Source organism: Pseudomonas sp. S2_F07 (assembly GCF_054668325.1).
The window spans coordinates 4,913,929-4,932,265 of record NZ_CP162758.1 but is presented as its reverse complement, the minus strand read 5'-3'; the positions used below and the strand labels follow the sequence as shown (position 1 = coordinate 4,932,265).

The window sequence follows — 18,337 nt, the reverse complement described above, 5'->3', positions numbered from 1 at the left end:
GGAGCGAGCTTGCTCGCGATGGCGGTGTGTCAGCCGCCATGAGTGTTGAATGTGAAACCGCTATCGCGAGCAAGCTCGCTCCCACAGGTTTTGTATCAACCGACGTTCAGAGCCCCCAGCGAAGCAACAACAGCACCAGGAACACCGTCTCCCCGACCATCAGCAGAATCGGTTTGATCCCCACCGCCGCCAGCTCCCTGAGCCGGGTCTTCATGCCCAGAATGCGCGAAGTTGGAACACCACCCCTGTGGGAGCGAGCTTGCTCGCGATGGCGGTGTGTCAGCCGCCATGAGTGTTGAATGTGAAACCGCTATCGCGAGCAAGCTCGCTCCCACAGGTTTTGTGTCAGCCTGCCAATTAGAGGCCCCAACGCAGCAAAAACAGTACCAGCACGACCAGGAACACCGTCTCCCCGACCATCAGCAGAATCGGTTTGATCCCGACCGCCGCCAGCTCCTTGAGCCGGGTCTTCATGCCCAGGGCACTGATGGAAATCACCAGGCACCAGCGCGACAGTTCGTTGACCGATCCCTGCACCGCAGGCGCTATCCAGCCGGTGCTGTTGATGCAGGCCAGAATCAGAAAGCCGACGGCGAACCACGGCAACAGCGGCGGGCGCTTGCCCGTCGGATCGGCGCCTTGCATGCGGGTGATCATCGCCGCGGTGACGATCACCGGCAGCAGCATGGCAACGCGCATCAGCTTGACCACCGTGGCCGTGTCGCCGGTCTCGGTCGACATGCTGTAGCCGGCACCGACCACCTGGGCCACGTCGTGGATCGTGGCGCCGAGGAACACCCCCGCCACCTGCGGTGACAACTCCAGCCAGTTGGCGATCATCGGGTAGACGATCATTGCCAGCGTCGACAGCGCCGAAACGCCGATGACCGTGAACAGTGTGGCGCGCTCTTTCTGCGGATGGTTCGGCAGCGCCGCTGCCAGTGCCAGGGCCGCCGAGGCACCGCAGATGGCCGTCGCGCCGCCGGTGAGCATGCCGAACAGGCGCTGGAAGCCCAGGGCCTTGGCGGCGATCACCGACACGCTGATGGTCACCACCACCAGGATCACCACCAGCGCTATCGGCTTCCAGCCCAACGCCGCCATTTGCTCCAGTGTGATGCGCATGCCCAGCAGTGCCACGCCAATGCGCAACACGGTGCGGGCGGTGAACTCGACACCGGCCTTGCAGGGGCCGTCATCGGCGAGAAAATTCAGGGCCATGCCCAGCAACAAGGCAAACAGCATGACCGGCGCACCGTAGTGCTCGGACAGAAACGACGCGGCGGCCGCGACAATCAGACTGACGATAAGCCCCGGTGCCAGTTCGCGCGTGCGAGTGTGGATACGGGTGAGAGCAATGGCGCTCATGGCGCGGACTCCTCGGTTGCGATGACGATAAACGCCTGGCCGTCGATGATCTCGACCGGGTAGTTGGTGACTTTGACCTGCCTGGAATTGAGCAGGTAACCGCTGTGCAAATCGAAGCGCAAACCATGGGCGAGGCATTGAATCACCCGGCCCTCAAGACGCCCTGCGCATAGCGAAGAACCCTGGTGCGGGCAGCTGTCGTCAATGGCAAACAACTGCCCGTCGACGTTGAACAGCGCCAGGCTTTTGTCTTCGAATTCGAACAGCGCCCGGCCACCGGCCTGCGGGTACTTGCCGGCTGGCACGGGAATGCGCCGGGTCATGCCGGTTGCCGCTCGCGATCATGTTCCTTGAGGGCTTCGGTCATGGCCCCGAGCAGCGCCTGGGCAGGCTGTGCGCCGATCACCGTCAGGCGGTTGTCGAATTTGAAGCTCGGCACACCACTGGTCGCGCCAGGGGAGCCTTCAAACGGCGTGGCATCGCCCTTCAGGCAATCGAGCAAGCCGTCCTGGGACACGCCGCAGGAGCGGGCGATGGCAAGCAAGGTCTCACGGCAACCGAGGTTTTCGCGCCTCAGGAAATAAGCGGCGAACAGTCGTTCGAGCAACATTTCACGCTGGCTGGCATTACCCAGTGCGCTGGCACGCTCGAACAAGCGATGGGCGTCGGCGGTGTTGGGCATCGTCTCGATACGGCTGAGATCGATGGCCAGTCCGACTGCACTGGCAGCCTGCTGTACCTGGTTTTGGCGCATGGTCATTGCGTCGGCATTGCCCAGGCGCTTGCGATAGAAATCGGCGAAGGGTTCACCTTCCACCGGCATCTGCGGCAGCAACTGCACACCGTGCCACACCGTAGTGATCTGCACATCCGGGTGGCGACTGCGAAACTGCACCTGCGCGTGCTCCAGTTGGCGTTTGCCGATCAGGCACCAGGGGCAGATAAAATCGAAAAACACATCAATACGTAAACGACGACTCACAACTTCACCTCTATCCCGGCGGCACTGACGGGCTCAGGCAAGCTCTGACCCTCAAGCCGGGCGATATCTTTTTGGTAATGACACTTGGCATAGAAGAACACCGCTGCCGCCGCGAGGCTGACCAGTGGCACTAATTGGAAAGCGGCATGCAGGCCGATGAGGTCGGACACACGGCCAGTCAGGAACGGCCCGGGTGCCAGACCCAGCAGGTTATTGGCCAGGGTCAGCGTGGCGAACGCCGTACCGTGGACCGAGTAATGGGTCAGGTTGGCAACCATCGCGCCGGCGGGGCCGGTGGTGCCGGTGGCAATCGCCATGCCCAGACAGATCAGCGCCAGTTGCACCGGCCCTGCGTGCAAGGCAAAGGCCGCCGACAGCAGCAGGCAACTGCCCAGGCAAAAGCCGATGGCCAGGCTGACCTTGCGCTCCGGCGAGTTGCGACACAGGCGGTCGCTGAGCATGCCGCACAGGATCATCCCCGCGCCGCTGCACAACACGATGATCGCCGCCATGCCACCGGCCTTGTCGGTGGGCATGTCGTAGTAGCGGTTGAGGTAGCTGGGAATCCACACCATCACCGTACCGCCGACGAACAACTGCAAGCCGCTGCCGATGTAGGTCGCCACCACCGAACGGCTGGACCACAACGTAGACAACGGACGCTTGACCGCTGCCACCTTGTTCGCCAACTGAGCTGCACGCTTGGGCGCAATGCGCGCTTCCTTGACGATGAGCGGATAGAGCACCGCCAGAAACAGGCCAAACAGCGACATGCCGGCGAACGACCAGCGCCAGCCCAGCTTGGCGGCGATCGCACCACCCAAAGCCATGCCCAACACCGAACCGAACATCCCACCGGCCATGAAGGCACTGGCCAGGGTGGCCCGCATGTGTTTGGGGAACACCGAAATCACTACCGCGATGCCCACGCTGCCGTAGGCCGCTTCGCCGACGCCGACCATGAACCGCGCGATGAACATCTGCTGGTAGTCCTGGGCCAGCGCGCAACCCAGGGTCGCCACGCTCCACAGGAACGCCATCAGCGCCAGGCTCTTGACCCGGCCGAAACGGTCGGCCATCAACGACAGGGGAAATGTCAGCAGGCCGACCATCAGGGCAACGATGCCGCTGAGCAGACCCAGCTGTCCGTCGCTCAATGCCCACTCACTCTTGAGCAGCGGGAATACCGCGTTCAGCACCTGACGCGACATGTAATCGGAAATCAACAGACCGAACGTCAAGGCAAAGACGATCCAGGCATATTGGCGCGCAACGCCGACTCCGCTGGAGTCGTCATCGTCAGCGGCGATTGGGTGAAAGGCCATGCAGCCTCCTCAATAGCTTTGTTTTATTTTTGTTATCAAGCGTGTAACGGTCAGGCGGACGAGAGGTCACGGCCTCTCGTCCCGACCCACGGTCAACCGCGTTGCGGAGTACCTTTCTGCCCAGCCTTGCGGTTGGGGGCCATGCCGTTGGCCAACAGGGTTTCTTCGATGGTTTCGTACTGCACGCCGATGCGGTAGATCTCGCGGGCTTCTTTGCCGGTGGCGATTTCACGGCCCAGTTCATGGGCAATGCGCACGGTTTGCCGGATCTGGGCAACGGAGCCGAAACGGTCACCCTTGTGGTCAATGATAGTGTCTTCGTTGCCCACACGCGGGTGCATGCCCATGGCCATCGACATGGTGTTGAACGGCATGACGTTTTTCAGCAGCGACTCGGAGGTCAGGGTGCAACCGTCCGGCGCGCGGTGGATGAAGTTGAAGAAGTTGAACGGGTTCGGGCCATCGAAACCGCCGCCGATGCCGATCCAGGTCAGGTTCAGCGGGCCTTTGTAAACGCCACGGCGCACCAGGCGCTCGAGGGTTTCCATGGCGTGCATGCCGGTCAACTGGAAGTGTGGCTGGATGCCGTTGTCCATCAGGCGCTTGAGGTGTTCGGCAACCCAGGCAGGTCCCGCCGGTACGGTCATTTCGCTGTAGGCGGCGTGGATCATCGGGTTGTCCAGGGAAGTGCCTTTCAGGTACTCCGGGTACAACAGCTCCATGATGTTCATCTGGGTGGTGTTGATCGCCACGGTGACCTGATCCGGCTTAGGGGTCAGTTCGGCCAGCATGTGACGGGTGTCGTCAGACAGCCACTTGGCCGCTTCGCCATCGCTTTCCGGAGCGAAGGAAATCGAGCCGCCGACCTGGATGATCATGTCTGGCACGGCTTCACGCACACCGGCGATCAGCTCGTTGAACTTCGACAGGCGCTTGGAGCCCTTGCCGTCCAGTTCACGTACGTGCAAGTGCAGAACCGTGGCGCCGGCTTCATAGCATTCGACCGCTTTCTGGACTTGCTCGTCCATGGTCAGCGGGATGTCTTCCGGGAAATCTTCCGGCATCCATTCCGGGCCGTACGGGGCCACGGTGATGACTACCTTTTCCATGTTTTCGGGGTGCAGGGAATCGTCGAAAAATTGCATGGGTTACTCCAGTTCTTATGATTGTCCCGCCCACCCGGAGTCGCGCCGGGCAGGCGTGTTTACGAGAGCGAATGCAGAGGCGTGGATCAGTAAGTCTTGTCGCCGATGATCCCGGCGCGATCCATCTTGCGATGGCAAGGCGGGTAATCCATGACGGCGTAATGCTGGGTACTGCGGTTGTCCCAGATGGCGATGCTGTTGGGCTTCCAGCGCCAGCGCACCTGATACTCAGGGATGTACGCCTGGCTGATCAGGTAACGCAGCAACTCGCCGGCGCCGGGGTTGGCATCCTGGCCAAAGCGCACCCGCTCAGGGGTGTGGTAGTTGCTGAAGTGGGTGGTGAAAGCGTTGACGAACAGCACCTTCTCGCCGGTTTCCGGATGGGTGCGTACCACCGGGTGCTCGGCATCCGGGAACCGCTCCCTGAGTGCCAGGCGTTTTTCAATCGGCATGGCGGCGCCGAAGCTCGCTTCGATGCTGTGGCGCGCACGCAGGTCGGCGATCTTGACCTTCACGTCTTCGGGCAAACGTGCGTAGGCCTCGACCATGTTGGCCCACATGGTGTCACCGCCCACCGGCGGGCACTCCAGGCAACGCAATACGCAGCCCATCGGCGGGACATCACGCCAGGTGGCGTCGCTGTGCCAGGAGTTTTCGTAGCGGTCTGCCGGCTGGTCCGGACGCTTGTAGATTTGCACCAGACCCGGATGCTCCGGATCACTGCCCGCGACGGGGTGATCTTCAAGCTCGCCGAAGCGCCGGGCAAAAGCTACGTGCTCGGCGCGGGTGATGTCCTGATCGCGCAGGAACACCACGCGGTGCTTGAGCAACTGGGCGCGGATCTCGGCAAACAGACCGTCGTCGTGTACCGCGTCGGCCAGATTGACGCCGATCAGTTCGGCGCCGATGGAGCAGGTCAATTGTTCGACTTTCATGGCTGGCCGCTCCTTAAACGACGAAAATCGATGAGCCGGTAGTCTTGCGCGATTCAAGGTCGCGATGGGCCTGCACGGCATCCTGCAAGGCGTAGTGCTGGTTGATCTCGATCTTGATCCGGCCGCTGCCGACGTGGTCAAACAACTCACCGGCCAGCGCGGCTTTTTCGGCCGGGTCGCTGATGTAGTTGGCCAGGGCCGGACGGGTCAGGTACAGCGAACCTTTCATCGCCAGCATCACCGGGTCGAACGCCGGGATCGGTCCGGAAGCAGTACCCACGCAAACCATCAGGCCACGGGGTTTCAACGAATCCAGCGAACCCATGAAGGTGTTCTTGCCAACGCTGTCGAACACCACGTTGACGCCCACGCCATCGGTCAGTTCGCGAACGCGAGCGGCGACGTCTTCATGGCTGTAGTTGATCGTATGGTCGCAACCGTGAGCCCGGGCGATTTCCGCCTTTTGCTCGGTCGACACCGTGCCGATCACGTTCAGGCCCAGCAACTTGGCCCACTGCGAAACGATCAGGCCGACACCGCCAGCGGCGGCGTGCAACAGGATGCTGTCGCCCGGCTTGAAGTCATAGATGCGGCGCATCAGGTACGAGGACGTCAGGCCACGCATGGTCATCGCGGCAGCAGTCTCGAAGCTGATGGTTTCCGGCAGCTTGATCAACGGCGCGGCCGCGATCAGGCGCTCGGTGCTGTAGGCGCCGAGGGTGTTGAGGAAACCGGTGTAGGTGACGCGATCACCGACTTCGACGTTGGTAACCCCTTCACCAACGGCCTGGACTACGCCAGAGGCCTCGACGCCCATGCCGTTGGGCATCGGAATCGGGTAGGTGCCGTTGCGGAAGTAGGTGTCGGCATAGTTCAGGCCAACCGCCACATGGCGAAGGCGAACCTGACCCGGACCGGGTTCGCCGACTTCGACGTCCTCATAACGTAGAACTTCGGGACCACCGGTTTCGTAGAAGCGTACGGCTTTGGCCATTTTTCTTATTCTCCAATCTGCAATATGGGCGTGTTGCATCGAATTGCGCTGATTGGACTGTAGGACGAGGCCTGTCGGGACGCTTCTCATCAGACGACAATGGCTTTTCATTTGGTGACAGACAGAAACGGGATCGTCTGGCCAGTCCCGCCACCACCTGCGCTATCATCGCCCGCTTCCACGCCCCAAGAGTCTTGAACCCGGATGTCCGAAACGCTGCCACTGCCTGATGATCATGCCTTGCCCCCAGTCCTGGCCGGCCCGCTGTTGCGGCGCCTGGAGCCCACGCGGCTGGTGCTGTGGCTGGTGGGTTCCCGGGCGCTGGCGCTGACCTTGCGCTTGCAGGGCGTCGGCGATATCCGCCTGGATGCCGGTCAATGCACGGTGATTGCAGTGGGTGCCCATGCCTTTGTGCACTTGATCGATGTACAACTCGACGGCGCCCTGCCCCGGGACGAGTCGGTCGACTATGACCTGTTGATCAATGGCACAGAACAAGGCATCGCCGACTGGGCGCCGCACCTGCTGTATGGCGATGCCCGTTGCCCGAACTTCGTCCTGCGCGCTCGGGTCGACCAGTTGCTGCACGGCTCTTGCCGCAAGCCTCATCACCCGGCGACAGACGGCTTGCTGTGCGTCGACCAGTTACTGGCGCAGGAACACGCCGCCGGGGAGCGCCCGGCACTGCTGATGATGACGGGCGATCAGGTCTACGCCGACGATGTCGCGGGGCCGATGTTGCGGGCGATTCACGCTTTGATCGAACGTTTGGGCCTGTTCGGCGAACACCTCGAAGGCGCCGTGGTCAGCGACAGCGCCAGGCTCTACGAGCATCCGGCCAGTTACTACCACCGTGCTGATCTGCTGCCGGCACTGCAAAGCAATGAAACCCTGCGCGAGCGATTTTTCGGTGGCGCGCGCAAGCCGATTTTCACCAGCAGCAGTGCCGACAATCACCTGGTGACCTTCGCCGAAGTCATGGCCATGTATGTGCTGGTCTGGTCGCCAGTGCCCTGGACCCTGATCGCGCCCCAGGCACCGACGCTGACGCCGGAGCGGCTCAAGCGCTACAGCCTTGAACAGACGCACATCGATGCCTTCAAGGCGGGCCTTGGCAGCGTCGCGCGGGCACTGGCGCATCTGCCGACGCTGATGATTTTCGACGACCACGACATCACCGATGACTGGAACCTTAGCGCGCAATGGGAGGAAACCGCCTACGGCCATCCGTTCTCCCGGCGCATCATCGGCAACGCGCTGCTGGCATATATGTTGTGCCAGGGCTGGGGCAACAATCCGGATGCGTTCACTGCGGTGCTGGAAAAGGCCGGAGCGTTGAGCACCAGCACACACGACCGTCACCTCGACAGTACGGTTCAGGATGATTTGATCGGTGATCTGCTGAAGTTTCAGCACTGGCATTACGTGCTGCCGACCACCCCGGCCATGGTGGTGATCGACACCCGCACCCGACGCTGGCGCAGCGAAATGAACCTCAAGCAGCCTTCCGGTTTGCTCGACTGGGAAGCCCTCAGTGAACTGCAACAGGAACTGCTGGACCACCCGAGTGCGATCATCGTTTCGCCAGCACCGATCTTCGGCGTCAAGCTGATTGAAACCGTGCAGCGGGTATTCAGCTGGTGCGGTTATCCACTGCTGGTGGACGCGGAAAACTGGATGGCCCATCGCGGCGCGGCACAGGTGATCCTGAATATTTTCCGCCACTCGCGCACCCCGGGTAACTACGTGGTGCTGTCGGGCGATGTGCACTATTCCTTCGTCTACGAAGTGCTGATCCGCCACCGCAAGGCCGGGCCGCGCATCTGGCAGGTCACCAGCAGCGGCATCAAGAATGAATTCCCCGCCACCCTGCTCGAGTGGTTCGACCGCCTCAACCGCTGGCTGTACTCGCCACGCTCACCGTTGAACTGGCTGACCAAGCGTCGACGCATGCGCATCGTGCCCCACGTGCCCGAGCACGCCGAAGCCGGTGAGCGGCTATGGAACTCGGCGGGGATCGGCCAGGTGTATTTCAATGACCTGGGGCAGCCGCAGACCATCTATCAGCACAACTCGAACGGCTCGCCGAAGACCCGGATGATTGCGCCGGACGGTGATGATTGAGGTAGAGAAGACACCACAAAAAACTGTGGGAGCGACAGTGCGGCGAGCAGGCTCGCACACACTGGATTTCTGGCGTGTACTATTTCCAGATCCTGTGAGCCTGCTCGCGAAGTGGCCAGTTAAATATTGGGGGAATCCATTCTGTAACCTGCCCCCGGCGCACCTTCATGGAGTGCCACCTGGATTTTCGAATACAAGGCATTCGCCTCAGCAGTGGTGATTGATCGCGAACAATCACGCAGTACAACACGTAGTAGCACATTCTCCTGCCCCGGCAGCAATCCGAGGCGATCGATGGCCTGCAGAGGCAGTTCTGTGAACGCCCAGCGCCCTTTGATCTGCATTTCCTCGATCCAATCTGAACAATCGCCAGCGGCCTGCAACATCCTTTCAGTCAACACTTCCTCGCTGAGCCCCGGCGTCACCGCCAACGAAATATCACGAGTAATCGAAGGCAACCGAGAGACGGCACTCCACGGATTCAGATCATGCATCTGGGCCTGTACGCGTTCGTTCTGATCACGCAGCAAACGAATATCCGGGATGCCTTTGCGCAGCATGGTCAAGCGATCCAACCCCATTCCCAGCGCCAGTCCTCCATGACGCAGAGGATCGATCTTCAGTCGCTCCAATAATGATTTGGCAATTCGACCGCACTCCAGAACCTCTACAGGGACGCCGTCATTCAACAGATTTACTTCGATCCCGCCCTCAGTGTAGTGATGCGGACTATCACTGAAGATCCAAGGCATATCAGGCACGGCAGATTTGAGGATATCGCCGACCAAGCAGAGCAAATGCTCATGCGTCGACAATTCAGGATCGCCGAGCACCCAGATATCCATCTGATGCGGCTCCGCACAATGCCAACGATCCCGGCTGTCGCGACGAAAAGTGATGCCAGGCGCGGCCAATAATATTGACTGCCCTGGTTGTCGTAGCTTGGCCGCTCGCTGAAGCGCAGAGGGAATTTGGCTAGTGGTTTGCGTCCGTAACAGAGACCACTCGTCAACCCATCGAGTGTGTGCACTTCCAAGCGTAATCTCAGATGGGTCATAACCAAGCAATCCGTAGTTTTCTTCAGCGGAAACAATTCTCGGCCCCGTCTGCACTTGCGCTTGTGGCCAGCCTTTATCCGTTAACCCTTGAAGGACCTCCTTGAGTAATAGTCGAATGGCGTGATCGGGTGCAGCGGGTTCTGTTAGATCAGCCAGTAACAAGGCTTGGTGTACGGATGTCTCTGTCAGATACTTCTTTGATTCCTGCACTACACAACCCCTTATTAACAATTGAATGTAGGCTCCCCGCAAAAAGAACCCCATAGACCAACCTAACGATTTCAGATCGTCCATCACAACCAAATTCGGTGAAAAACTAAATTTTCAGAAGAGGACTACAGCTACTACTTACACAAATAACCAAGAGCTTCTTATAAGACACCTCGCGAGCATCATTAATTCTAAAAAAACCTCAAGAAACCTATTTAATACATCAAAAAAATCTGTATTAATTATTTCGCCCCCTTCAAGACCACCAGGGAGCACAAAACCAACAAAACGAAAAAGGACAATAAAATGAAAAAGAAAAACGTCGTTAAAGAAAAGCTCACCCGCATAACTTCTGGCCCGGAAAATTTTGGCTGGGCGCCGTTAGCTTGGGCTCATACTGAAGAGTAATCGATGAAAATGGGCGTCGAGATCACTCTTGCCGCCCTCCGACAAAAAAGGAGGTACCAATGTTATCCAGGACGATGATAACAACGCTCTTTGGTCAAGAAGAGCCTTCTATAATTTCGGACTTTGAGGAGTTCCTCCAAGAGTGCTCTAAATTAGGATTCAACACGCTCAACATCTCTGACATCGACAGTCTCCCCAAAAACAGCATCATTTTTTCATTCACTAATTTCGCAGCGAAAAAGACATTTGAAATCGCGAAAAACACCAAGCACAAAAAAAGTATCTTTTGTGCAACACAAGTATTCGAGCCTACTTTAAAAGCAGCACTTTATAGTTTGAACCTGTTATTGATAAGCGACTTTCAACGAGCGCTAAGCACACAAAGACGTGTACTGAACATGCTCAATTCACACAACTCATTTTTCTTGACCGAAAATGATGCTGACGCGCAAATAACGATAGCCCCTCACGCTCAGCCTTATGCTTTGATTACCGAGGATATAGAAAACGATTTCATTCAGTCCGTGGCGGAGTTTTTTGAAGTTCATTATGCTCACATGAACCCACAAGAGCCGAGTCCGTTTTCCTTTCACGGAACCTTAAAAATATCCGGGATACTTACAGTTCTTAGAAGAGCCAACCCAGCTTTACCAGAAGGCTTAAATACTTCTTTAAAATGGTTGAGCGATCGCATATCTGAAGAAGGTGCACTATTGACCATTGAAGACAACACAATCACCTCACTGAAAATAAATGACAATGAACACATAAAACTATTGGATCTTGCAGCAGGGCCTAGAGGCCTCAAGCTGACTGAGTTTGCTATTGGAGTAAACGACACAATCGCAAATAGCATTGACTACAAAATCAACTCTCAATTAAACGAAGGGATTAATGGCGTTCATATAGCAATTGGGGACGGTTCCTCTGGCTATCACATAGACTTCCTGAGCCCAGCAGTAAAGGTAAGCCCAACTCACAACTGAGCCAACCTGATCGCCCTCACTACAACCTCCCACATCACGGCAATGTCTAAAAACTGACACTATAAAATGGCTTACAGTAATGATGAGCAGTGACGCGCGGCAAGTTACCGATGGACCTCAAGGCGCACAGGCCGGCGGATTCTGGTGCACCTGTAGGCTTGCCCGCGATGAGAGCAGCACATCCAGCATCAATGCTGACTGAAGCACTGCTTTCGCGAGCAGGTTCGCCCCCACTATTGATCGGTGTCTCTCATGAACCTCACCCGAACGCTGATCATCGGCAACTCCGGCTCGGGCAAGAGCTGGCTGGCGCAACGGCTGGCCGAGCAACTGCGTGTGCCCTGGACCGATCTCGACCGGATTCACTGGCTGTCCGACGAACACAGCATCCCCCGCCCCCGCGCCGAAGCATTGACCATGGCGCGGATCGCGGCCGAACAAGAGCGCTGGGTGATCGAAGGCGTGTATGGCTGGATCGCCTGCGAACTCCTGCCACGGGCAACTGCGCTGATATGGCTGAGCGTCGGGAACGAGGATTGCGTCGCCAACATTCGACAACGCGAGGCTGGGCGCGATGAGCAGGACCTGTTGCTGATCGCCTTGCTGGAGTGGGCGGGCAGTTATCGCCAGCGGCAGGGGTCAAGTGGGTTTGCGGCGCATCAGCGACTGTTCGAGGAGTTTTGCGGTGGGAAAATCCGTCTGCGGGATCGGGAGGAAATCGCGGCGCTGGTTCATCACTCGTAAATTTTTGCAGCTGTGGTCAGACAATCCTGATGGATGGCGTGTAGCTCAGGATGGGATTACATCAGTCACGGAAACGTCCTGAGGAACATTCGGCGATACTCGACACAAGCGTGGATGCACTTTCCACGCAACAACCACTCGTAGGTATCGCCTTGCTAACATGTACTCATTTCTGTACGTTCTCTGCATCAAGCGAGGACAATCACATGGAAACCATCAACTACACCAACGCTCGGGCACACTTGGCGCAAACCATGGACCGGGTGAATGAAGATCGCGCCCCGCTACTGGTAACCCGTCAGAAAGGCGAGCCGGTAGTGATGATGTCATTGGCCGAATACAACGCTCTCGAAGAGACAGCTTATCTGCTGCGCTCCCCAGCCAACGCTGAACGCCTGATCAAATCAATCGGTAACCTGCGAGCGGGCAAAACCAAAACCAGGCAACTGATTGAAGAATGAATATCGAGTTCACCCCTGAAGCCTGGGACGATTATCTCTGGTTCCAGCAGAACGATAAGGCAGGACTCAAACGTATCAACCTGTTGATCAAAGCTATCCAGCGCGAGCCTTTCGACGGTCTGGGAAAACCCGAACCGCTCAAGCATAACTTGAGCGGATTCTGGTCACGCCGGATTACGGCTGAACATCGTCTGGTCTACGCCGTTGAAGACGGCGAAATACGCGTCGTGATGTGCAGATACCATTACTGAGCCGAACTTCAGCCCGCTTTCACCACCCCACTCACCCCTCTGACAATCATCTCCACCTCCCGCTCATCAATGGTCAGCGGCGGTAGCAGGCGGATGGTCTTGCCCCGCGTGACGTTGATCAGCAAGCCGTGATCCCGGGCGGCGATCAGGCTCAGGTCGCGGATCGGTTGCTTGAGTTCGATGCCGATCATCAGGCCCTGGCCGCGGATCTGCGAGACGTTCGGGTTGCCCGCCAGTTCTGTGCGCAATCTTTCGAGCAGGCGTTCCCCCTGAAGCCGGGCGTTTTCCAGCAGGCCTTGTTCTTCAACGATATCCAGCACGGTGCATCCGACCCGGCAGGCCAACGGATTACCGCCAAAGGTGCTGCCGTGGCTGCCCGGCGTGAAGAGTTCGGCCGCCTTGCCACGGGCCAGGCACGCGCCGATGGGCACGCCATTGCCCAGGCCTTTGGCCAGGGTCATGACGTCCGGGACGATGCCTTCGTGCTGGAACGCGAACCACTGGCCGGTGCGGCCGATGCCGGTCTGGATTTCATCGAGCATCATCAGCCATGAGCGCCGGTTGCACAGTTCGCGCACGGCTTTGAGATAGCCCGGTGGCGCCAGTTGCACGCCGCTTTCGCCCTGGATCGGCTCCATCAGGACCGCCACGATCCGCGAGCCAAAAGCCTGTTGCACCTTGTCCAGCGCGTCGAGGTCGCCGAACGGTACTTTGACGAAGTCCCCCGGCAGCTTGTTGAACCCCAGGCGTACCGCCGGGCCGTCGCTGGCCGACAAGGTGCCAAGGGTGCGACCATGGAACGCGTTCTCCATGACCACCACCAGCGGCTGCTCGATACCCTTGTGCCAACCATGCAGCCGGGCGATTTTCAGTGCGGTTTCGTTGGCTTCGGCCCCGGAGTTGTTGAAGAACGCCCGGTCCATGCCCGCCAGCCGCGTCAGGTTCTGCGCCAGCCGTTGTTGCCAGTCGATGCTGTAGAGGTTCGAGGTGTGCAGCAACAACCCGGCCTGTTCGGTAATGGCGGCAACGATTTTCGGGTGGGAGTGGCCGACATTGGTCACCGCCACACCAGCGACCGCATCCAGGTATTCGCGACCGCCCTGATCCCACAGGCGAGTGCCCAGGCCCTTGTTGAAACTCAAGGCCAAGGGTTGGTAAGTGCTCATCAGGCAGGCGGCGGTCATGACATCAAGCTCCAGCAAGGGTCGGTGTTTTTGCAGTATGGTTAGCCACCAGAACTGGATAAACACCGAAAAACTTCAATCATTTAAAAGCAGAGCTTGATAATGGACCTGTTCCAGGCAATGACTGTCTACGTGAAAGTGGTGGAGACCGGCAGCATGACCGCCGCCGCCTTGCAGTGTGAAATGTCCACGACCATGGTCGGCAATCACCTCAAGGCCCTGGAGCAACGGCTGGGTGTACGCCTGCTCAACCGCACCACTCGGCGCCAGCGGCTGACCGAGTTCGGCACCGCGTATTACCAGCGCTGCCTGGAAGTGTTGGGGTTGGTGGCCGACTCCGAGCGCCTGGCCGAGCAGGCGCTGGACGAACCGAGCGGCATCTTGCGCATCACCGCGCCCCTGACCTTCGGTACCGAACGCCTGGCGCCGGCACTGAGTGAGTTCAGCCGGCAAAACCCGCGGGTGAAACTCGACGTGGTCCTGACCAACCGGCGCCCGGATCTGCTGGAAAACGGTCTGGATGTAGCGTTTCGCCTCGGCGCGCTGGAGCCCTCCAACCTGATCGCCCGCCCGCTGATCGACTACACCCTGACCATGTGCGCGTCACCGCAGTACCTGGCCCGGCGCGGCACACCGCAAACGCCTGAAGACCTGCGGCATCACGACTGCCTGTCCTTTGCCTATCCGGCCGGGGATGACTGGCAATCGGTGCAAAAGGAATGGCGCCTGGCCGGTCCCGATGGCGAAGTCAGCGTCGGGGTCGGCGGACCAATGCTGATCAACAGTTCGGCGGGGTTGCATCAGGCAGCGCGCACCGGCATGGGCATCGTGATGATGCCCGACGCCCTGGTCGAGCAGGACCTCAAGGACGGAAAGCTGCTGGCCCTGATGCCCGATTACTGCCCGCCCAGCCGGCCGATGCACCTGGTCTACGCCCAGGATCGCCACCGTTTGCCGAAGCTGCGGCGCTTCGTCGAATTCGCCGTACAGCGATGGGGCAAGCACCCGTCCGCCGACTAGGCCATGCATTTACATCCCTGCCTTCACCAGCACCGGCTGTTCCTGATAACGACTGGGGTACAGCTGCTTCAACTGCGCGACCTTCGGCAAGTCGTTGATCACGATGTATGGATAGGTCGGATGTTCGGTCAGGAAGTCCTGATGTTCCTCCTCCGCCGGGTAAAAACCGTTGAAGGTTTCCAGCTTGGTCACGATCGGCTTGTCGAAGGCATGGGCGGCGTCGAGCTGGGCGATGTAGGCCTGTGCGACCCGCTGCTGCTCGGCACTTTTGGTAAAGATCGCCGAGCGATACTGGGTGCCGCTGTCCGGTCCCTGGCGGTTGAGTTCGGTCGGGTTGTGCGCCACTGAAAAGTAGATCTGCAGCAAGGTGCCGTAGCTGACCTGAGCAGGATCAAAGGTCACTTCGACCGACTCCGCATGGCCGGTATTGCCGTTGCTGACGCGCTCGTACTGCGCGGTGTTTGCCGCCCCGCCCGCGTAGCCGGAGACGGCGTTCTTCACGCCTTTGACATGCTGGAACACCCCTTGGACGCCCCAGAAGCAGCCGCCGGCAAACACCGCGGTTTCGCTGCGGGCCTGGGTGGTTTCGTCGAAGGCCGGCGGTGGAAGGACTACCCCCTCTTCGGCACCACCGAAGGAGAAAGCCGAGCATTGGCTGATGATGCCGGCAGCTGCCAGCCCCAGCAGGGCACGGCGCCAGGTAATGAGTGTTTTCATGGGGCGAACTCCTCAAGCGCAGGAAAGTAATCAGCCGAAGGTGAAGGCGTAAGCCGACGCACCCGGGTCAAGAAACTCGATACTGAAGGTCCGGTCGGTCACGCCGCCGCTCTGGCGCACCAGTTGATACAAGCGCTGGTCCGTCACGGTGCCGCTGCCATCGGGGGCCACGTCCATGCCGTGGTCATCGCCGGGGGCCTTGCCGTCGATCAGCACCTTGAAGCGCACCGGCTTGCCATCGGCGCCGGGGCCGAGCACCAAATGCAAGTCACGGGCGTGGAAGCGATAGACGATGCGACTGGCCGGGGCGCTGGCGGTGGCCCGCTCCGGGCCGACATGCCACTGGCCGCCCAGGCTCCAGTCGTTGAGGGCCAATTGCGCCGGCGGGTTGTAGGCCGCGACCTTGTCCGGCACCAGCGCGGGTTGCGATACGAAATGTTCCGCGCGCTGGTAGCCGACATAGGTTTCCGGCGACTGCACGGCGTCGCTGTCCGGGGCCATTTGCACACCCTCGGCCTGGGCACTGATCAGCCCGTCCGCAACCTTGGCCGCCCCCGCCTCGCGCAGCAATTGCTGGATGACCCGCTCCGATTCGGCGTACGCGCCTTCGCCGAAGTGGTGATAACGAATGCGTCCCTGGGCGTCGGCAAAGTAATGCGCCGGCCAGTACTCGTTGTTGAAGGCGCGCCAGATCTTGAACTCGTTGTCGATGGCCACCGGGTAGTTGATGCCCAGGTCTTTCATGGCCTTGGTGACGTTGCTGACGTCGCGCTCGAAGGCAAACTCGGGCGCATGCACGCCGATCACCACCAGGCCCTGATCACGATACTTCTCGGCCCAGGCCTTCACATAGGGCAGCGAGCGCAGGCAGTTGATGCAGGAGTAGGTCCAGAAATCCACCAGCACGACCTTGCCTTTCAAGGCCTGGGCATCGAGGGGTGGCGAGTTGAGCCATTGCACGGCGCCGTCCAGTGGCGGCAGGTTGCCCTCGACCGGCAAGGTGCCCGGGGTTTTGCCAGCCACTTGCACCGCACCCTCGGCGATCGCATTCGGCGCCGCGCTGTTACGCGGCGACTTGCCGCTCAGCTTCTCCACCAACGCTTGCTCGATACCACCGGTCGACGCCGTGGAAATCCGCGCCAGAACCCCCGTATCCAGACCCAGGGCAATCGCCGCCACACCAGCCAACATCGTCGCGCCAAGACCGCGACGCAGCCATTCGCCCGTGCCAATCGAGCGCTTCATCGCGGTGAAGACTTTGCCGCCCAGCAACAAGGCCAGCGCGAGGGATGTGGCAGCGCCGGCGGCATACGCCAGCAGCAAAAAGGTGGTTTGGATGCTCGCGCCTTGCAACGCCGCACCGGTCAACAGCAAACCTAGGATCGGCCCGGCACAGGGCGCCCACAGCAAGCCGGTGGCCACGCCGATCAACAACGAAGCACCAGGACGTGGCCGCGAATCGGCGCCCGCCGCCACCGACAAACGACTGCCCGCCGCCACCAATGGTCGGGTCAGGCGCTCGGCCAATTGCGGCAGCAACAACGTCAGTCCGAACAGCGCCACGAACACCAGCGCCAGCCAGCGCCCGTACTGGTTGAGCTGCACCACCCAGCCACCGCCCACCGCCGCCAACGTGGCGACCAATGCGAAGGTCAGCGCCATACCCACCAGCAGCGGTAACCCGCTTTTGACGAAGGGTTGCCCGGTGCGGGCGAAGACAAACGGCAACACCGGCAGAATGCACGGGCTGACAATCGTCAGCACACCACCGAGATAAGCGAGGACCAGCAGCCACATGGCGATTACCTGCAAAAAGTGAGTGGTAGGGAATCACACCGTCTTGGGCACGAATTTCATCGCCAGGCCGTTCATGCAGTAACGCAGGCCAGTGGGTTTCGGGCCATCGTCAAAGACATGCCCCAGATGCCCGCCGCAGCGCCGGCAATGAACCTCTTCGCGGACCATGCCGAACGCTCGGTCCTGGCGGGTCGCCACGGCCTTGTCCAGGGGTGCCCAGAAACTCGGCCAACCGGTGCGGCTGTCGAATTTGGTCGCCGAGGAAAACAGCGGCAACTCGCAACCGGCACAGACGAAGGTGCCATCACCGTGCTCGTTGTTCAGCGGGCTGCTGTAGGCCCGTTCGGTACCCTCTTCGCGCAGGATGTCGTACTGCTCGTCACTGAGGATCGCGTGCCATTCGCTGTCGCTGTGGGTCACTTCGAACGCCTCGGCCGCGCTGGCCTCACTGATCAGTGCAGTGCCTGTGGAAAACTTCGGCAACAGGCCGATTGCCAGGGTTGCCACCCCCAGTCCGCCGCTCACTAAAAGAAATTGCCGTCGTGAAAACATGCTCGTCTCCAAAAAATCCGGGGGTGTTTCATGGAACACAGCCTAGGCTTTGGGTGATCGCCAAATCCTCACGGGA

At 59.8% G+C, this 18,337-nt stretch carries 18 protein-coding genes; 6 read left to right on the top strand and 12 right to left on the bottom strand.

Features of this window, described 5'->3' with window-relative positions; genetic code table 11:
• Positions 1–357: 357 nt before the first annotated feature.
• The 7 genes from AB4O40_RS22340 to AB4O40_RS22310 form a co-directional block, all read right to left on the bottom strand.
• Complete coding sequence (locus AB4O40_RS22340; protein ID WP_460053337.1) at positions 358–1,368, bottom strand: YeiH family protein; 1,011 nt, start codon at positions 1,366–1,368, stop codon at positions 358–360.
• Positions 1,365–1,691, bottom strand: coding sequence for a Rieske (2Fe-2S) protein (locus AB4O40_RS22335; protein ID WP_056728553.1), 327 nt, complete (start codon positions 1,689–1,691; stop codon positions 1,365–1,367). Before AB4O40_RS22335 ends, AB4O40_RS22340 begins: the two co-directional genes overlap by 4 nt.
• Positions 1,688–2,350: a DsbA family oxidoreductase gene (locus AB4O40_RS22330; protein ID WP_460053343.1), complete on the bottom strand. Its 663-nt coding sequence runs from the start codon at positions 2,348–2,350 to the stop codon at positions 1,688–1,690. The genes AB4O40_RS22335 and AB4O40_RS22330 overlap by 4 nt, the downstream gene beginning before the upstream one ends.
• Positions 2,347–3,675 carry an MFS transporter gene (locus AB4O40_RS22325; protein ID WP_056728549.1) on the bottom strand — a complete coding sequence of 443 codons (1,329 nt, stop codon included), beginning with the start codon at positions 3,673–3,675 and terminating at the stop codon, positions 2,347–2,349. The genes AB4O40_RS22330 and AB4O40_RS22325 overlap by 4 nt, the downstream gene beginning before the upstream one ends.
• A 92-nt stretch (positions 3,676–3,767) precedes the next feature.
• Entirely contained in the window at positions 3,768–4,820 is a 1,053-nt protein-coding gene (locus tag AB4O40_RS22320; protein WP_056728547.1) for a beta-keto acid cleavage family enzyme, read from the bottom strand.
• An 86-nt stretch (positions 4,821–4,906) separates the two neighbouring features.
• Positions 4,907–5,755: a TauD/TfdA dioxygenase family protein gene (locus AB4O40_RS22315; protein ID WP_460053346.1), complete on the bottom strand. Its 849-nt coding sequence runs from the start codon at positions 5,753–5,755 to the stop codon at positions 4,907–4,909.
• Between the two features lie 13 nt (positions 5,756–5,768).
• Positions 5,769–6,749: a quinone oxidoreductase family protein gene (locus AB4O40_RS22310; RefSeq protein WP_056728543.1), complete on the bottom strand. Its 981-nt coding sequence runs from the start codon at positions 6,747–6,749 to the stop codon at positions 5,769–5,771.
• Positions 6,750–6,953: 204 nt separating this feature from the next.
• On the opposite strand from AB4O40_RS22310, the gene AB4O40_RS22305 reads away from it, so the two are divergent.
• Positions 6,954–8,873, top strand: a complete 1,920-nt coding sequence (locus AB4O40_RS22305; RefSeq protein WP_460053348.1) for an alkaline phosphatase D family protein — start codon at positions 6,954–6,956, stop codon at positions 8,871–8,873.
• Between the two features lie 119 nt (positions 8,874–8,992).
• On the opposite strand, the gene srmL is transcribed toward AB4O40_RS22305, so the two are convergent.
• Positions 8,993–10,141 (bottom strand): PheS-related mystery ligase SrmL, encoded by a 1,149-nt coding sequence (gene srmL / locus AB4O40_RS22300; RefSeq protein WP_056728539.1) that lies wholly within the window; start codon positions 10,139–10,141, stop codon positions 8,993–8,995.
• Between the two features lie 467 nt (positions 10,142–10,608).
• On the opposite strand from srmL, the gene AB4O40_RS22295 reads away from it, so the two are divergent.
• From AB4O40_RS22295 to AB4O40_RS22280, 4 genes are all read left to right on the top strand, one after another.
• Positions 10,609–11,535: a hypothetical protein gene (locus tag AB4O40_RS22295; RefSeq protein ID WP_460053351.1), complete on the top strand. Its 927-nt coding sequence runs from the start codon at positions 10,609–10,611 to the stop codon at positions 11,533–11,535.
• Between the two features lie 252 nt (positions 11,536–11,787).
• Positions 11,788–12,279, top strand: coding sequence for a P-loop NTPase family protein (locus AB4O40_RS22290; RefSeq protein WP_460053353.1), 492 nt, complete (start codon positions 11,788–11,790; stop codon positions 12,277–12,279).
• A gap of 206 nt (positions 12,280–12,485) precedes the next feature.
• On the top strand, positions 12,486–12,740 hold the full coding sequence (locus AB4O40_RS22285) for a type II toxin-antitoxin system prevent-host-death family antitoxin (RefSeq protein WP_056728535.1): 255 nt from the start codon (positions 12,486–12,488) through the stop codon (positions 12,738–12,740).
• The gene (locus tag AB4O40_RS22280) at positions 12,737–12,991 is read left to right on the top strand and encodes a Txe/YoeB family addiction module toxin (protein ID WP_015093589.1); all 255 of its coding nucleotides are present in this window, start codon (positions 12,737–12,739) and stop codon (positions 12,989–12,991) included. The genes AB4O40_RS22285 and AB4O40_RS22280 overlap by 4 nt, the downstream gene beginning before the upstream one ends.
• A gap of 8 nt (positions 12,992–12,999) precedes the next feature.
• Here the strand turns inward: AB4O40_RS22280 and AB4O40_RS22275 are convergent, their stop codons facing one another.
• A complete protein-coding gene (locus AB4O40_RS22275; RefSeq protein ID WP_460053356.1) occupies positions 13,000–14,175 on the bottom strand; it encodes an acetylornithine/succinylornithine family transaminase in 1,176 nt (391 codons plus the stop codon).
• A 102-nt stretch (positions 14,176–14,277) separates the two neighbouring features.
• Here AB4O40_RS22275 and AB4O40_RS22270 point away from each other — a divergent pair, with 102 nt between their 5' ends.
• Positions 14,278–15,195 carry a LysR family transcriptional regulator gene (locus AB4O40_RS22270; RefSeq protein ID WP_056728531.1) on the top strand — a complete coding sequence of 306 codons (918 nt, stop codon included), beginning with the start codon at positions 14,278–14,280 and terminating at the stop codon, positions 15,193–15,195.
• A gap of 9 nt (positions 15,196–15,204) precedes the next feature.
• Here the strand turns inward: AB4O40_RS22270 and msrA are convergent, their stop codons facing one another.
• Genes msrA through msrB form a run of 3 tightly spaced genes read right to left on the bottom strand, consistent with a single transcriptional unit; the run spans position 15,205 to position 18,261 of the window.
• Complete coding sequence (gene msrA, locus AB4O40_RS22265) at positions 15,205–15,912, bottom strand: peptide-methionine (S)-S-oxide reductase MsrA (protein WP_460053358.1); 708 nt, start codon at positions 15,910–15,912, stop codon at positions 15,205–15,207.
• 30 nt (positions 15,913–15,942) lie between these two features.
• Complete coding sequence (locus tag AB4O40_RS22260) at positions 15,943–17,709, bottom strand: cytochrome c biogenesis protein DipZ (protein ID WP_223542459.1); 1,767 nt, start codon at positions 17,707–17,709, stop codon at positions 15,943–15,945.
• Between the two features lie 33 nt (positions 17,710–17,742).
• On the bottom strand, positions 17,743–18,261 hold the full coding sequence (msrB, locus tag AB4O40_RS22255) for a peptide-methionine (R)-S-oxide reductase MsrB (protein ID WP_223542460.1): 519 nt from the start codon (positions 18,259–18,261) through the stop codon (positions 17,743–17,745).
• Positions 18,262–18,337 lie beyond the last annotated feature (76 nt).

Bases quoted from the DNA above. Each gene is read 5' to 3' on its own strand.
- AB4O40_RS22310 (WP_056728543.1), bottom strand. From the start codon at position 6,749: ATGGCCAAAGCCGTACGCTTCTACGAAACCGGTGGTCCCGAAGTTCTA.
- msrB (WP_223542460.1), bottom strand. From the start codon at position 18,261: ATGTTTTCACGACGGCAATTTCTTTTAGTGAGCGGCGGACTGGGGGTG.
- AB4O40_RS22290 (WP_460053353.1), top strand. From the start codon at position 11,788: ATGAACCTCACCCGAACGCTGATCATCGGCAACTCCGGCTCGGGCAAG.
- AB4O40_RS22285 (WP_056728535.1), top strand. From the start codon at position 12,486: ATGGAAACCATCAACTACACCAACGCTCGGGCACACTTGGCGCAAACC.
- AB4O40_RS22340 (WP_460053337.1), bottom strand. From the start codon at position 1,368: ATGAGCGCCATTGCTCTCACCCGTATCCACACTCGCACGCGCGAACTG.
- AB4O40_RS22270 (WP_056728531.1), top strand. From the start codon at position 14,278: ATGGACCTGTTCCAGGCAATGACTGTCTACGTGAAAGTGGTGGAGACC.
- AB4O40_RS22295 (WP_460053351.1), top strand. From the start codon at position 10,609: ATGTTATCCAGGACGATGATAACAACGCTCTTTGGTCAAGAAGAGCCT.
- AB4O40_RS22320 (WP_056728547.1), bottom strand. From the start codon at position 4,820: ATGCAATTTTTCGACGATTCCCTGCACCCCGAAAACATGGAAAAGGTA.
- AB4O40_RS22325 (WP_056728549.1), bottom strand. From the start codon at position 3,675: ATGGCCTTTCACCCAATCGCCGCTGACGATGACGACTCCAGCGGAGTC.
- AB4O40_RS22275 (WP_460053356.1), bottom strand. From the start codon at position 14,175: ATGACCGCCGCCTGCCTGATGAGCACTTACCAACCCTTGGCCTTGAGT.
- msrA (WP_460053358.1), bottom strand. From the start codon at position 15,912: ATGAAAACACTCATTACCTGGCGCCGTGCCCTGCTGGGGCTGGCAGCT.
- AB4O40_RS22305 (WP_460053348.1), top strand. From the start codon at position 6,954: ATGTCCGAAACGCTGCCACTGCCTGATGATCATGCCTTGCCCCCAGTC.
- AB4O40_RS22335 (WP_056728553.1), bottom strand. From the start codon at position 1,691: ATGACCCGGCGCATTCCCGTGCCAGCCGGCAAGTACCCGCAGGCCGGT.
- AB4O40_RS22260 (WP_223542459.1), bottom strand. From the start codon at position 17,709: ATGTGGCTGCTGGTCCTCGCTTATCTCGGTGGTGTGCTGACGATTGTC.
- AB4O40_RS22315 (WP_460053346.1), bottom strand. From the start codon at position 5,755: ATGAAAGTCGAACAATTGACCTGCTCCATCGGCGCCGAACTGATCGGC.
- AB4O40_RS22280 (WP_015093589.1), top strand. From the start codon at position 12,737: ATGAATATCGAGTTCACCCCTGAAGCCTGGGACGATTATCTCTGGTTC.